Raw genomic sequence first — 13609 nt, forward strand, 5'->3', positions numbered from 1 at the left:
GCAGCCTGCCACTCGGACGAGGTCAGCGCACCTGTGCGGCGGGCGGCGCGTCGATCTCGACGGGCTGTCCCCAGTCGCGGTAGCTCCCCGTGATGGACAGCGTGCCGATCCCGGGGAGGTTCTGCCGCACCGCGCTGCGGACGGGCCGGTCCTGCGCGTCGACCCAGAGCGTCGAGGTGACGGTGGCCAGCCCCCCGCGCACCTGCTGCTCGAGCTGGGCCTTCAGCGCCGGGTCGGTCTCCTGGGCGGCGGCCTTCGTCAGGTCGACGACGATCGCGTAGCGGACGGCCGGGTCCCCGTCGATCGTGTCGGCGGTGGCCCCGGAGATCTGCGTGGCGTCGGCGTAGCGGCTGAGCGTGCGCGTGGGGTCGGCGCTCTCCGTGAGCGTCGTGGCCAGCGCCGCCAGGCCCTTGGCAGCCGGATCGGTGCTGGTGGGATCGACGCGCACCCACGGCTGCCTGGCCGCGATCTGCCCCTTCGGAGGCGGGAGCCGCAGGTAGGCGGCGTCGGGCAGCACGATGTAGCTGGTCTCCTGGGGCGCCACCCCCTTCTGGGTGACCACCTGGGTGAACTGCACCGACACCGCGTTGGTGAGGACCCGCAGCACGCCCTCGCCGGTGAACTGCAGGGTGGCGTTGCCCGTGATGTCACCGCGCAGGCTCAGCCGGGCCGTCTGGTCGGTGCGCTGACGCTGGGCCACGGCCGCGACCAGGTCGGCGATCGTGCTGAAGCGCGCCGGGGCCGCGGTCGGGACCGGCGCGCTCGAACACGCCGTCACCGCAGCCAGGAGCACCACCAGTGCAATGACGTGTCTGCCGTACCTCATCAGGGAGCCTCCACGGGTCCGCAGCGGCGACAGGGCAGCGCAACGTCACCGCAGAGCTACCAGGACCCGCCTGAGCGCAACGAGCCGGCCGGGCCGGAGTAACGCCTTCTCCACGAGAACGTCGAGCGCGCACTCGGGATCGGCGGGCGGTCCGAGGTGGCCGCATCCCCGCGGGCAGTCCTCGATGGCGGCGGCGAGGTCGTCGAAGGCGCGGGGGACGTCGTCGGCCTTGACGTGGTTGAGGCCGAACGACCGGATGCCGGGGGTGTCCACCACCCAGCCGCCCCCCCGCGCCTCGGGCAGCGGCAGGGCGAGCGCGGCGGTGGTGGTGTGCCGACCCTTCCCGATGTTCGACACGATGCCGACGGCCCGGGCGGCGTCGGGCAGCAGCAGGTTGACGAGCGTCGACTTGCCGACCCCCGAGTGCCCGACGAGTGCCGAGACCCGCCCGGCCAGCTGGTTCGCCAGGGCTTCCGGCCACTCGTCGCGGCGCGTGACGAGCACCGGGATGTCGAGCTCGCGGTACTGGGCGGCGAACTCCTCGGGATCGGCGAGGTCGGACTTCGTCAGGCACAGCACCGGCGCGAGCCCGCCCGCGTAGGCGGCGACGAGGCAGCGGTCCACGAACCCGGTGCGCGGCTCCGGATCGGCCACGGCCGTGACGATCACGAGTTGCTCGGCGTTGGCCACCACCACGCGCTCGAACGGGTCGTCGTCGTCGGCGGTGCGGCGCAGCACCGTGGCGCGCTCCTCGCGGCGGACGATCCGCGCGATCGTGTCGACGGCACCGGACAGGTCCCCGACGATGCCCACCCGATCACCCACGACGATCGGGGTGCGGCCCAGCTCACGGGCCCGCATGGCCGTGACCGGCGGACGGGTCGCGTCACCGTCCGGGGCGCAGGTCCAGCGGCCGCGGTCCACGGTGGTGACCATCGCGACGGCCGCGTCGGCGTGGTCGGGGCGGGTCTTGGTGCGCGGGCGGGCGCTGCGCCGTCCGGGTCGGATCCGGACGTCGGACTCGTCGTACTCCCTCTTGCTCAAGACACGAGCCCTGCCCACCGTCCGGGGAAGTCGGGGATGGTCTTGTCGGTGCACCCGATGTCGTCGATCTCGACATCCGGCACCACGAGCCCGATGAGCGCGCCCGCCGTGGCCATCCGGTGGTCGGCGTAGGCGCCCCACAGCCCGCCGTGCATTGCGGCCGGCCGGATCAGCAGGCCGTCCTCGGTCTCGGAGGCGTCGCCGCCGAGCCGGTTGATCTCGGCGACCAGCGCGGCGAGCCGGTCGGTCTCGTGCCCGCGGATGTGCGCGACGCCGCGGATCCGCGACGGGCCCGAGGCCAGCGCGGCGACCGCGGCGATCGTCGGCGTGAGCTCGCTGGCGTCGTGCAGGTCGACGTCCACCCCGTCGAGCCGGTCGGGGCCGGTGACGGTCATGCCGCCGTCGGATGCGTCCACGGTCGCGCCGAACTGCGCGAGCACCGACAGCACCTCGACGCCGGGCTGCGTCGACCCGGCGGGCCACCCGGCGACGGTGACCCGTCCGCCGGTGACGGCGGCCGCGGCGAGGAAGACCGCCGCGTTGGAGAGGTCGGGCTCCACCGCCCAGTCCCGCGGGCGGATCGGACCCGGCGCCACCCGCCACGTGTTGGCCTCGCTGTCGTCGACGTCCACGCCCGCGGTGCGCAGCATGTCCACGGTCATCTCGATGTGGGGCAGCGACGGGACCGGCTTGCCGTCGTGGTGGACGGTGACGCCCTTCTCGAACCGGGCAGCGGAAAGAAGAAGCCCGGACACGAACTGCGACGACGCCGACGCGTCGATCACCACGTCGCCGCCGTTCAGCGCGCCGGTGCCGTGCAGGGTGAACGGCAGTGCGTCCCCCTCGATGCTCGCGCCCAGGGCCCGCAACGCGTCCAGCACCGTCCCCATCGGACGGTTGCGGGCGTGGGGGTCGCCGTCGAAGGCGACGGGGCCGTCGGCCAGCGCGGCGGCCGGCGGGACGAAGCGCATGACGGTGCCGGCGAGGCCGCAGTCGACGGTGCCGCCGTGCAGCCGGTCGTACGCGGCGACGGTGACGTGCTCGCCGTCCACCTCGATGGGGACGCCGAGCGACCGCAGCGCGCCCACCATCAGGGCGGTGTCGCGGGTGGCGGGTGCCCCGGAGACGGACGCGGGGCCGCCGGAGAGGGCGGCGAGCAGCAGCGCGCGGTTGGTGACGGACTTGGAGCCGGGCACGGCCACCCGACCGTGGACGGGGCCGGAGGCGAGCGGCGCGGGCCAGGAGGAGGTCACGGGAGACATGATCCCCCATCCCCGGTCAGGCCGGGGGCGCACCGCCGAGCAGCGCGACGATCTGGGCCACGCCGGATCGCATCTCGACACCGCCAAGGCGCCGGCCGAACTCGGCCTGGGTCTCGCGGAGCGCGTTGAGCGTGCGCGTATGTGCCCGCAACTCGGATCTGACCTCGGAGACATCACGGTCGGCCGCTGGCCAGCACACGAACCGCTGCCGCACCGGTGCCGGACCCGGCCAGCTTCTGCCGGAGGTCGGCGACGTCCTGCTCCAGCCGGCTGGCGCGGGCCTCGATCTCCTCCCGGGGTCGTCATGCAGATGAGGGTAGAACCGCCACCGGCCCGTCCGGTGGCGGTTCGCGACAGCTGGGAGCATGGACCTCATGTGCGGTCGCTACGCCTCCATCAAGGCCCCCGCGGACCTGGCCGACGAGTTCCGCGCCGTCGACGCCACCGAGGGGGTCGAGCCCGACTACAACGTCGCCCCCACCAAGAACGTGGTGGCCGTCGTCCAGCGCCACCCCCGCGACGCCGAGGGCACGCCCGACCCCGACACCACCGAGCGCAGCCTGCGCGTCGTGCGCTGGGGGCTCGTGCCGTCGTGGTCGAAGGACCCGAAGGCCGGCGCCCGCATGATCAACGCCCGGTCGGAGTCGGCGGCGGAGAAGCCCTCGTTCCGCAAGGCGCTGCAGGCCCGGCGCTGCCTGCTCCCGGCCGACGGCTGGTACGAGTGGCAGCGCGGTCCCGAGCACAAGCAGCCCTACTACACCCACTACGCCGACGGGTCGTCGCTCGCGATGGCCGGGCTGTGGGAGTTCTGGAAGCCGAAGGACGACCCCGGGAACCTCTACCCCGACGGCCTGGTCACCGCGTGCGTGCTGACCACCGCCGCGGTGGGCCCGCTCGCCCAGGTGCACGACCGGATGCCGCTCGTGCTGCCACCGTCGGCGTGGGACCGGTGGCTCGACCCCGACGCCGGCAGCGACTCGGTCACGGACCTGATCGTGCCGCCGTCGGCGGAGCTGGTGGCCACCATGGAGCTGCGGCCGGTGTCGGCGCTGGTCAACAGCGTGCGCAACAACGGCCCGGAGCTGCTGGACGAGCTGGCCGCCGAGGACGTGGCCGAGCCGCTGCAGCTCGACCTGCTGGCCGGGCCCAACCCCCGGTGACCATCGCCCCGGCCCCGTGTGTCCATGAGGCGGAGGGGGCGGCGTGACGGTCGAGGAGGTCGCGACGCCGCACGGGCCGGCCCGCGTCACCCGGTACGACGCGGCCGCCCCGCGCGCCCTGCTGCTGCTCGGGCACGGGGCAGGCGGCGGCATCACGGCGCCCGATCTCGTCGCGGCCACGGCCGCCGCCCTGGACGCCGGGGTGTCGGTCGCGCTCGTCGAGCAGCCCTACCGCGTCGCCGGCCGCCGCGCCCCCGCCCCGGCGGGACAGCTCGACACGGCGTGGCTGGCGGTCGTCGAGCACGTGGGCCACGACCTGCCGTTGGTCGTCGGCGGGCGCAGCTCCGGAGCGCGGGTGGCCTGCCGCAACGCCACCGCCTGCGGGGCGATCGGCGTGCTGTGCCTGGCCTTCCCCGTCCACCCGCCCGGCAAGCCCGGGAAGGACCGCCTCCACGAACTGGCCGCCCCGACCGTGCCGGTGCTGGTGGTGCAGGGCGAACGCGACCCCTTCGGCGTGCCGCCGCAGGCCTCCGGTCGCGACCTGGTGCTGCTGCGGGGCGACCACTCGCTCAAGTCCGACGCCCCCGGCCTCCGCGCCGCCGTCGGAACCTGGCTCCGAACACTCCCGTAACCCCGCGAGTCGGGGTGTCCGTGCGACCGAGTCGCGCCGTGGGTGCGCACGCAGACCCCGACTCGATCGCACGCAGACCCCGACTCGCGGGGTTCACGACGTGGCGATGGGGGCGAAGGTCGCGCCGGTGAGACGGGCCAGGTCGGCGGGGGAGAGCTCCACCTCCAGGCCGCGTCGCCCGCCGCTGCAGTACATCGTCGTGAGCGCCTCGGCCGACGCGTCGAGCACCGTGGGGAGGCGTTTGCGCTGGCCCAGCGGCGAGATGCCGCCGGCCACGTAGCCGGTGGCCCGCTCGGCGGCGGCCACGTCGGCCATCTTCGCCCGCTTGCCCCCGACCGCGGCGGCGAGCGCCTTCAGGTCCAGCATCGCCGACACCGGCACGACGCCGACGGTGAGCGTCCCGTCCACCTCGGCGACGAGCGTCTTGAACACCTGGGACGGGTCGAGCCCGAGGATCTCCGCCGCCTCCGGTCCGTAGGCGGCGCCCCCGTCGTGCTCGTAGACGTGGGTGCGGTGCTCGACCTTCGCCCTGGCCAGCAGCGCGGTCGCCGGTGTGCCTTTGCCTGCCACGTCACGGACCCTAAGGGAATCACCCGACGGAGGTCCGTGTTGGACACCAACGTGACGTACGCAGTGATGGAGGCCCCGGTTCCGGTGAGGGACACGCGGCCGACGAGCCGGACCAGGACGGAGCGCGTACGCTCGCCCCGTCATCCGGTTGCCGCAGCGGTGACCGTCCCCCAGGTCGCGCCCGGCGCGATCCGGCGCGAGAGGAGCACGGTGCCCGGCACCGAGCAGGCGGCCGAATCCGCGGCAGCAACCACCGCCGACGAGGCGCAGGTCGACGCACCGGTCGACATGGAGCAGGAGACCACCGAGGAGCGGGCCGCGCGTTTCGAACGCGACGCCATGCCGCTCCTCGACCAGCTCTACGGCGCCGCCCTGCGGATGACGCGCAACCCGGCCGACGCCGAGGACCTCGTGCAGGAGACGTTCCTCAAGGCCTACTCGGCCTTCCGGACCTTCCGCGCGGGCACCAACCTCAAGGCCTGGCTCTACCGCATCCTCACCAACACCTACATCAACGGCTACCGCAAGAAGCAGCGTCAGCCGTTGCAGTCCTCCGCCGACGAGATCACCGACTGGCAGGAGGCCCAGGCCTCCGAGCACACGTCGCGCGGTCTGCGCTCGGCCGAGGTCGAGGCGCTGGACCTGCTGCCCGACAACGACGTGAAGTCGGCGCTGCAGGCGCTGCCCGACGACTTCCGGATGGCGGTCTACCTCGCCGACGTCGAGGGCTTCGCCTACAAGGAGATCGCCGAGATCATGGGCACCCCGATCGGCACCGTGATGTCACGGCTGCACCGGGGCCGTCGCCAGCTGCGCGACATGCTCACCGATACCGCCCGGGACCGTGGCTTCCTTCGTGGGGAGCAGGGCCTGCGCGGCGACAAGGCACAGGAGGAGGTCACCTCATGAGCTGCGGCGACCACCACGACACGAACTGCTCCGAGGTGCTGGCCGAGGTGTGGCTGTTCCTCGACCAGGAGTGCAACGAGAGCCGCCGGGCCCTGCTCGCCCAGCACCTCGACGAGTGCCAGCCCTGCCTCGCCGAGTACGGGCTCGAGGAGAAGCTGAAGAAGCTGCTGGCCACCAAGTGCGGCGGCGAGCACGCCCCGACCGGCCTCAAGGACAAGCTGCGCCAGCAGATCCGCGTGGCCGTGCTGGAGCAGGCCGACGTCACGGTGGCCACGAGCCCCGAGGGCACCACCACCACGACCGTGGAGGTCCGCTCCACGCGCATCGAGCAGCGCGGCTGAGCACACCCCGAACAGCAAGAAGCCCGGTGGAGATTCTCCACCGGGCTTCTTCGTTCTCACGTGTTGGGCTTCTTGCCGTGGTTGGCGCCCTTCTTGCCGCGGTCGCGACGCTTGCGTGCACGCTTCGACATGCTTACCTCCTCCAGATCGCTCGTCTGGGGCCAATGGTCCCACGTGGTTGGATGGGATCTACGAGCGCGGGGGAGCGGGAGGCCGGTTCAGACGTGTCCACCTTGAGTGAGCTGCTGGCCGAGCACACGCAGCTGTCCGGCGACGCCGTCGAACACCTGCAACGCGTGGTCGCCGAGTGGCAGTTGCTGGCGGACATGTCCTTCGCCGACTTCCTGCTCTGGATCCCGCTCGGCAGCGCCGATGTGGGGGCCGACAGCGAGTTCCTCTGCGTCGCCCAGGCCCGTCCGACGACCGGCCCGACCGCTCATCCCGAGGACATCGTGGCGGCCCGCGTCACGGCCACGGAGAACCCCCAGCTGCGGCGCGCCATCGTCGAGGGCCGCATCTGCCGGGAGGAGAACCCCCGCTGGCACCTGGAGGTGCCGGTGCGCTCGGAGACCATCCCGGTGCGCCACGGCGGCTCCGTGGTCGCCGTGCTGTCGCGCGACACCAACCTGGCCATGCCGCGGGTGCCGAGCCCGTTGGAGATCGCCTACCTCGGCTGCGCATCGGACCTGTGCCAGATGGTGGCCGACAGCACCTTCCCGGCCCGTGCGTCGGTCGTGGGGGCCGATACGAGCCCACGAGCGGGTGACGGTCTCATCCGGCTCGACGCGCTGGGCCTGGTGGCCTACGCCAGCCCCAACGCGATCTCGGCGTACCACCGCATGGGGCTCGCGGCCGACCTCATCGGCGTCTCGCTCGCCCAGTCCACCCGGGAGCTCGTCCACGACCCGTTCGACGCCGCCGAGGTGGCGGCCCGGATCGCCGCCGCGCTGGACGGACGCAACTCGCTGCGGATGGAGGTGCGGGCCCGCGGGGCCGTGATGCTGGTGCGGGCCCTGCCGCTGCGCCCCCGGGGTGACGCGGCGGGCGCCCTGGTGCTCGTCCGGGACGTCACCGACCTGCGCCGGCGCGACATGGCGCTGTTGAGCAAGGACGCCACCATCCGCGAGATCCACCACCGCGTGAAGAACAACCTGCAGACCGTGGCCGCGCTGCTGCGCCTGCAGGCCCGCCGTACGGCGATCCCGGAGGCCCGGCGGGCGCTGGCGGAGAGCGTGCGCCGCGTGAACTCCATCGCTCTGGTACACGAGACGCTGTCGGTGTCGGTGGCCGAGCGCGTGGACCTCGACGAGCTGGTGGACAAGGTGCTGCCCGCCATCGGCGACGGCGCCACGGCCGAGGTGCGGGCCAAGGTCCGGCGCGAGGGCAGCTTCGGCACGCTGCCGGCCGCGCTGGCCACGCCGCTGGTGCTGGTGCTCACCGAGCTCGTGCACAACGCCCTGGCGCACGCCTTCGACCCCGGCACGGCCGGCGAGGTGGTGGTGTCGGCCACCCGGTCGGCCGGGGCACTGGACGTGGTGGTGGCCGACGACGGCCACGGCCTGCCGCCGGGGTTCGATCTGGCCACGTCAGACGGGTTGGGGCTGCAGATCGTGCGCACCCTGCTCGACTCGGAGCTGGACTCCGCTCTGCAGGTGCGGGCCCGCCCCGGAGGTGGTACGGAGGCCGTTATCAGGCTCTCCCTGAGGGGGCGTTAACCTGTTGTTCGTGGTCGAGATCTCCTGGTCGCAACGAGGAGTCCCGACTCCCCGCCGGAGCTGCTCCCGTGTGCGCCCGGTGGAACGACCGAGGGCCCGGAACCGGGTCGTGTCCGGTTTCGGGCCCTCGGTGGGGGAGAGTGTGTACTACTTCATGCTCGCGGTACTACATCTCGGTGCTACTGAGAATCTCGGTGGTGCTCAGATCAGGCGGTCCGTGCACGCGTACGTGCGTTGCGGCGCTTGAGTGCACGCCGCTCGTCCTCGCTCATGCCGCCCCAGACGCCTGCGTCCTGGCCGCTCTCCAGTGCCCACGTGAGGCACTCGGTGACCACGGGGCAGCGCCGGCATACGGTCTTGGCTTCGGCGATCTGCAGCAACGCCGGACCGCTGGTTCCCACAGGGAAAAACAGCTCGGGGTCCTCGTCGCGGCAGATAGCGCGGTGACGCCAGTCCATGTTGCTCTGCTCCTCGTACTTGCGCGATCGGGGTCGCGCCGATCGTCTGTCACGGTGTTTCCGCGCTTGTGAATAGTTTCACGAGCGCGCTCGATCTTCAAGGGTCGAGGGCTGATCGGGTGGGTTAGTTACCCAACTCACCTACTCACCGCAACGAGTGTAGCCACGATCGGTTACTCATCGTGTCTCGCTGTGGTGAACAATCAACCTCGAACCGCCCACGGGGGATCGGTTACCCGATCTCCCGACGGACCATGCGGCCAGCTCCGGTTTCCCGGGGCTCCCGCGGTCGTTCGTTCCGCCTGACCTACCTTGGGCCACTGTCTGACCTGGTGCGACCCCTTATCGGCCCGACGGTCCGCGCCCATCGGTGAATGGACACGATCTGTCACTCGCCCGAGTGACGGAAGGGGCCCAGGTGCGACGAGCTGCGGGTCTGGTACGACGACGCGTAGCGCCGTGGTCACGGCCCGAAGTGCTGTTCTGTGGCGCCACGACGTGCCCGGAGGGTGCAACGGCGGGTCGGCGCCGGACATTCCGGCCGCGTGACCAGGCCTATCCTGGAGGTCGTGATGGTCGAGCGGGAGACGCCGCGTCAGGTGCGGATCGCCGGCGTGCTGGTGGCGGTGCAGGCCCTGGCGGCGATCGGGTTCGCCGTGGCGATCGGCGTGCAGGCGGGTGAACTGTCCCTGTCGGCTCCCGCCGTGCTGGGCGAGACCGCCTTCTTCGTGCTCATCGGCCTCGCGCTGCTCGGCGTGGGCGTCGGACTGGTCGCGGGGCGCCGTGTGGCGCGCACGCCCGCCATCGTCACCCAGCTGCTGCTGCTGCCGGTGGTCTACGCGCTGATCGGCCCGTCGCAGCAGCTGCTGCTGGGCATCGTCGCCGGCGGCTACGTGATCACCACGTTCCTGCTGCTGATCAGTGAGCCGTCCAGGATGTGGTCCATGGACCTGGAGGGCCGGTCCCGCTAGCCCGAGCGCCTGCCCCTACTTCTGCCGGTCGAGGTCACGAAGGGCGTCGCCGTCGAGGCGGAAGGTGGTCCACTCGTCCATGGGGACGGCGCCGATCGAGCGGTAGAAGGCGATCGACGGCGCGTTCCAGTCCAGCACCGACCACTCCAGGCGGGCGTAGCCCCGTTCACGGCACACCGAGGCCAGCTGCGCCAGCAGGCCCCGGCCGAGGCCGCGCCCGCGGTGCTCGGGGCGGACGTAGAGGTCCTCGAGGTAGATCCCGTGCACCCCGCGCCAGGTGGAGAAGTTGCGGAACCACAACGCACAGCCGACCACCTCGCCGTCGACGGTGGCGACGTGGCCGAACAGGGCCGGTGCGGGTCCGAAGAGGGCCGCGTGGAGCTGCTCGTCGGTGAGGTGGCAGGACGCCGGCTCCCGCTCGTACTCGGCGAGCTCGCGGACGAGCCCGACGACGGCCGCGACGTCGTCGGCCGCGACGTCCCGGATGGTGGGGTCCACGAACACAGGGTTCACGAGGACAGGGCCCGCAGGTTGACGTGCACCAGCTGCGGCACGCCCCGCTCCTCGCCCAGCACCGCGAACGACGGGGCGTCCATCGCGAAGTGGACGCCGCCCGAGGCGGGCAGGCCGATCCAGCGCGCCGCCAGCACCCGGCTGAACTGTCCGTGCCCGACCAGCACGACGTCACCGCCGGTCGTGGCGGCGCGGGCGTCGGCGAGCACGGAGTCGGCGCGGGCGGTGACCTGCTCGGCGGTCTCGCCGTTCGGGCACGGGTGGGTCCACACCGTCCAGCCGGGCACGGTCTCGCGGATCGTCTCGGTGGTGATGCCCTCGTAGTCGCCGTAGTCCCATTCGGCGAGGCGCTCGTCGATGCGGTCGACGTGCAGGCCGGCCAGCTCCGCGGTGTCGCGGGCACGGCTGCGCGGGCTGCTCAGGACCAGGACGGGCGGGGTGTCGCCGCGCAGCCGCACCAGCAGGTCACCCGCGGCCTTGGCCAACCCGCGTCCCCGGTCGGTGAGGGGGATGTCGGTGCTGCCCGTGTGGCGGCCGGACAGCGACCACTCCGTCTCGCCGTGGCGCAGCAGGAAAACTCGGCTGTTGGACACAGCACTCGACCTTAGTGTCCGGGGGATGGAACCGGTCTACGAGACGATCGGGCCCGGCTGCCGCTCGGTCCGGCGGCCCGACCCGCGGATCGCCGCGGCGATCCGGCAGGCCATCGGCGACGCCACCACGGTGCTCCACGTCGGGGCGGGCGCGGGCTCCTGCGAGCCGCCGGCCGCGACGGTGCCGGTGGTGGAGCCATCCGCGGTGACGATCGTGCAGCGGCCCGTCGGAGCCGCCCGGCCCTCGTCGAGCGGGCCGTCGCGCAGCTCGCGGCCGATCTGGAGTCCGGGGCATGGGCCCGGCGCCACGCCGTCCTCGTCGACCTCGTCGACCTCCCGGAGCTCGACGTCGGCTACCGGCCGGTGGTGGCCGGGGACTGAGCCGGGTGCGCGTGCACCGTGGCCGCGGTCAGGCGCGGCACGGCGTGGGTGAGCTCGTGCTCGGCGGCGTGCGCGGTGCGGTGGGCGTCCTCGATCGTGACGCCGGCGGGCACCGACAGGTCCACCTCGGCGCGCAGGGCGTGGCCGATCCAGCGCAGCCGCACCCGGTCGACCGCGACGACGCCGTCCACGTGCGCCAGAGCGTCGGTGGCCTGCGCCACCAGTTCCGGGTCCACAGCGTCCATCAGGCGCGCGAGCACCTGCTTGGCCGCGCCCCAGGTGACGGTGGCGATGGCCGCGGTGATGGCCAGGCCGACCACCGGGTCCGCCCAGCGCCAGCCCAGTGCCGCGCCACCGGCGCTCAGCAGCACCGCGGCGGAGGTGATGGCGTCGGTGCGGGCGTGCAGGCCGTCGGCGACCAGCGCGGCCGAGCCGATGCGCCGGCCGGTGCGCAGCCGCACCTGGGCGGCGATCTCGTTGCCGACCGCGCCGACCAGCCCGGCCGCGGCCACGGCCCACAGGAACCGGACGTCGGTGGGCTCGGCCAGGCGGCGGATCGACTCGTACCCGGCGTAGACCGCCGAGGCGAGGATGACCAGCACCACCACGACGCCGGCGACGTCCTCCGCGCGGCCGTAGCCGTAGGTGTAGCGGCGGGTGGCCGGGCGGCGGCCCAGCCAGAACGCGATGCCGACGGGTACGGCGGTCAGGGCGTCGGCGACGTTGTGCAGGGTGTCCGAGAGCAGGGCCACCGACCCCGACATCACCGCCACGACCGCCTGGAACGCGGCCGTCACGCCCAGCACGGCCAGCGAGATCCACAGCGCGCGCATGCCGTCGGACGAGGCCTCCATCGTGGAGTCCACGCGGTCCGCGGCGTCGTGGCTGTGCGGGGTGACGACGTGGCGGAGGCTGTCCAGCCACGTCCGGCGGGGCGCGTGCTCGTGGCCGTGTCCGTGGCCGTGCCCGTGACCGGTTTGCGCTGCTGTGCTCATGCCCGGCACAATACGTGCTCATGTACGCACACGACAATAGCGGTGTCGCCGAGAACACGCTGCGGTGGGACGAGCTGCCTCCCGACGAGTACGTCGAGGCCGCCGTCGAGTCGTTCCGGATGCTCGCCGACCCCACCCGGCTGCGGCTGCTGTGGCTGCTGTGCGGCGCCGAGTACGACGTGACGGACCTGGCGGAGGCCGTCGGCGCCGCCCGGCCCGCCGTGTCGCAGCACCTGGCGAAGCTGCGGCTCGCCGGGCTGGTGGCCACCCGCCGTGACGGCCGCCGGGCGGTCTACCGGGCCCGGGGTGGCCACGTCCGCCGGCTGCTCGCCGAGGCGCTGGAGGCGGCCGGGCACGTCGTCGGCGGGGTTCCGGAGCACGACTGACCCGCTCGGCCGCCGGCGGGAACGGCCGGGTCGGGAAGGGGTACCCGTGCACGCGACCTTCCGCAGGAGCGCGACCAGGCCCGGTCAGGGCGCGGGGGTGGCGGCGCTGATCGAGGGGGCCGCACTCCGAGGGCGACCACCCGCCGAACGGGGATCGCGGTCCCTCGCGAACGGTCGGGTGGTCAGCCGGCGCCCGTGACCTGCTCGCGCAGGATGTCGGCGTGCCCGCAGTGGTGGGCCAGCTCGCGCAGGACCTGCAGGTACACCCAGCGCAGCGTGCGTGGCCCCGCCCGGTGGCCGGTCACGACGGCGTCCAGCGGCAGTTCGGCGACCGTCGTCCGGGCCGTCGCGCACGCCGCGCGGTGGGCCGCCGTGACCGAGGCGACGGTGTCGTCGTCGGAGAGCCGGAAGGACTCGTCCGGGGTGGTCGCCAGGCCGAGCTCCCGGCGCGGCGTGCCACCGACGCACTCCTCGAACCACACCCGCTGCATCCACGTGACGTGCTTGAGCAGGCCGAGCAGCGTCGTCGCGGAGGGGACGAGGCGGCGACGGGCCTGCTCCTCGGTGAGCTGGTGGAGGGTGGCCTCGAGGGCACTGCGGTACTCCTCGACGAACGCGTCGAGCTGCGCGCGCTCGTCGTCCAGCCCCACGTCGAACGAGCCCATCGGCGTCTCCCTCGCAACGAGAAGCGACGCTGACCCACGGGAGGTTCTCCCGCTGGTCAGCGCCGCAGTCAGGGCCTGGATCAGGCAGCCTGCTTGGTCTCCCAGAAGATCTTGTCGATCTGGGCGATCAGGCCGAGGAGCTCCTCGCCCGTCTTCGGGTCGTTCGAACCCTTGGTGCCACTGGCACCC

General features: G+C 73.0%; 18 protein-coding genes and 1 pseudogene. 7 read left to right on the plus strand and 12 right to left on the minus strand.

Features of this window, described 5'->3' with window-relative positions; all coding sequences use genetic code 11:
* Positions 1 to 22 precede the first annotated feature (22 nt).
* The 4 genes from BGP03_RS30460 to BGP03_RS30475 are packed head-to-tail and all read right to left on the minus strand — an operon-like array spanning position 23 to position 3283.
* Positions 23 to 826, minus strand: a complete 804-nt coding sequence (locus BGP03_RS30460) for a hypothetical protein (RefSeq protein WP_296367547.1) — start codon at positions 824 to 826, stop codon at positions 23 to 25.
* 45 nt (positions 827 to 871) lie between these two features.
* Positions 872 to 1870, minus strand: a complete 999-nt coding sequence (rsgA, locus tag BGP03_RS30465) for a ribosome small subunit-dependent GTPase A (RefSeq protein WP_296367549.1) — start codon at positions 1868 to 1870, stop codon at positions 872 to 874.
* Complete coding sequence (aroA, locus tag BGP03_RS30470) at positions 1867 to 3123, minus strand: 3-phosphoshikimate 1-carboxyvinyltransferase (protein WP_296367551.1); 1257 nt, start codon at positions 3121 to 3123, stop codon at positions 1867 to 1869. Before aroA ends, rsgA begins: the two co-directional genes overlap by 4 nt.
* Before the next feature lie 25 nt (positions 3124 to 3148).
* Complete coding sequence (locus BGP03_RS30475) at positions 3149 to 3283, minus strand: hypothetical protein (RefSeq protein ID WP_296367553.1); 135 nt, start codon at positions 3281 to 3283, stop codon at positions 3149 to 3151.
* 223 nt (positions 3284 to 3506) lie between these two features.
* Here BGP03_RS30475 and BGP03_RS30480 point away from each other — a divergent pair, with 223 nt between their 5' ends.
* Both BGP03_RS30480 and BGP03_RS30485 read left to right on the plus strand, forming a co-directional pair.
* Positions 3507 to 4292 carry an SOS response-associated peptidase gene (locus BGP03_RS30480; RefSeq protein WP_298796921.1) on the plus strand — a complete coding sequence of 262 codons (786 nt, stop codon included), beginning with the start codon at positions 3507 to 3509 and terminating at the stop codon, positions 4290 to 4292.
* A gap of 43 nt (positions 4293 to 4335) precedes the next feature.
* Positions 4336 to 4923, plus strand: a complete 588-nt coding sequence (locus BGP03_RS30485) for an alpha/beta family hydrolase (protein WP_296367555.1) — start codon at positions 4336 to 4338, stop codon at positions 4921 to 4923.
* A gap of 93 nt (positions 4924 to 5016) precedes the next feature.
* Here BGP03_RS30485 and ybaK read toward each other — a convergent pair whose 3' ends face one another.
* Positions 5017 to 5493: a Cys-tRNA(Pro) deacylase gene (ybaK, locus tag BGP03_RS30490; RefSeq protein ID WP_296367557.1), complete on the minus strand. Its 477-nt coding sequence runs from the start codon at positions 5491 to 5493 to the stop codon at positions 5017 to 5019.
* 288 nt (positions 5494 to 5781) lie between these two features.
* Here ybaK and BGP03_RS30495 point away from each other — a divergent pair, with 288 nt between their 5' ends.
* The 3 genes from BGP03_RS30495 to BGP03_RS30505 all read left to right on the plus strand — a co-directional run bounded on the left by BGP03_RS30495 (position 5782) and on the right by BGP03_RS30505 (position 8458).
* Positions 5782 to 6402: a sigma-70 family RNA polymerase sigma factor gene (locus tag BGP03_RS30495; RefSeq protein ID WP_296367966.1), complete on the plus strand. Its 621-nt coding sequence runs from the start codon at positions 5782 to 5784 to the stop codon at positions 6400 to 6402.
* A complete protein-coding gene (rsrA, locus tag BGP03_RS30500; protein ID WP_296367559.1) occupies positions 6399 to 6743 on the plus strand; it encodes a mycothiol system anti-sigma-R factor in 345 nt (114 codons plus the stop codon). Before BGP03_RS30495 ends, rsrA begins: the two co-directional genes overlap by 4 nt.
* Positions 6744 to 6967: 224 nt before the next feature.
* On the plus strand, positions 6968 to 8458 hold the full coding sequence (locus tag BGP03_RS30505; protein ID WP_296367561.1) for a PAS domain-containing sensor histidine kinase: 1491 nt from the start codon (positions 6968 to 6970) through the stop codon (positions 8456 to 8458).
* Between the two features lie 206 nt (positions 8459 to 8664).
* Here the strand turns inward: BGP03_RS30505 and BGP03_RS30510 are convergent, their stop codons facing one another.
* A complete protein-coding gene (locus BGP03_RS30510; protein WP_075950692.1) occupies positions 8665 to 8916 on the minus strand; it encodes a WhiB family transcriptional regulator in 252 nt (83 codons plus the stop codon).
* Between the two features lie 545 nt (positions 8917 to 9461).
* On the opposite strand from BGP03_RS30510, the gene BGP03_RS30515 reads away from it, so the two are divergent.
* Positions 9462 to 9887, plus strand: coding sequence for a hypothetical protein (locus BGP03_RS30515; RefSeq protein WP_296367567.1), 426 nt, complete (start codon positions 9462 to 9464; stop codon positions 9885 to 9887).
* Positions 9888 to 9902: 15 nt separating this feature from the next.
* Here BGP03_RS30515 and BGP03_RS30520 read toward each other — a convergent pair whose 3' ends face one another.
* The 4 genes from BGP03_RS30520 to BGP03_RS30535 are packed head-to-tail and all read right to left on the minus strand — an operon-like array spanning position 9903 to position 12369.
* Positions 9903 to 10385: a GNAT family N-acetyltransferase gene (locus BGP03_RS30520; RefSeq protein ID WP_298796827.1), complete on the minus strand. Its 483-nt coding sequence runs from the start codon at positions 10383 to 10385 to the stop codon at positions 9903 to 9905.
* An 11-nt stretch (positions 10386 to 10396) separates the two neighbouring features.
* On the minus strand, positions 10397 to 10993 hold the full coding sequence (locus BGP03_RS30525) for an acid phosphatase (RefSeq protein ID WP_296367572.1): 597 nt from the start codon (positions 10991 to 10993) through the stop codon (positions 10397 to 10399).
* A gap of 36 nt (positions 10994 to 11029) precedes the next feature.
* Positions 11030 to 11302 carry a hypothetical protein gene (locus BGP03_RS30530; RefSeq protein WP_296367574.1) on the minus strand — a complete coding sequence of 91 codons (273 nt, stop codon included), beginning with the start codon at positions 11300 to 11302 and terminating at the stop codon, positions 11030 to 11032.
* A 44-nt stretch (positions 11303 to 11346) separates the two neighbouring features.
* Complete coding sequence (locus BGP03_RS30535; protein ID WP_296367576.1) at positions 11347 to 12369, minus strand: cation diffusion facilitator family transporter; 1023 nt, start codon at positions 12367 to 12369, stop codon at positions 11347 to 11349.
* A gap of 20 nt (positions 12370 to 12389) precedes the next feature.
* Here BGP03_RS30535 and BGP03_RS30540 point away from each other — a divergent pair, with 20 nt between their 5' ends.
* Positions 12390 to 12755 carry a metalloregulator ArsR/SmtB family transcription factor gene (locus tag BGP03_RS30540; protein ID WP_296367578.1) on the plus strand — a complete coding sequence of 122 codons (366 nt, stop codon included), beginning with the start codon at positions 12390 to 12392 and terminating at the stop codon, positions 12753 to 12755.
* Positions 12756 to 12937: 182 nt separating this feature from the next.
* Here BGP03_RS30540 and BGP03_RS30545 read toward each other — a convergent pair whose 3' ends face one another.
* Both BGP03_RS30545 and BGP03_RS36130 read right to left on the minus strand, forming a co-directional pair.
* Entirely contained in the window at positions 12938 to 13420 is a 483-nt protein-coding gene (locus tag BGP03_RS30545) for a DinB family protein (RefSeq protein ID WP_296367580.1), read from the minus strand.
* Between the two features lie 80 nt (positions 13421 to 13500).
* Positions 13501 to 13609 (minus strand): annotated as a pseudogene (locus BGP03_RS36130) (superoxide dismutase, Ni); the annotation flags it as partial.

Source organism: Pseudonocardia sp. 73-21 (assembly GCF_001899645.1).
GTDB lineage: Bacteria > Actinomycetota > Actinomycetes > Mycobacteriales > Pseudonocardiaceae > Pseudonocardia.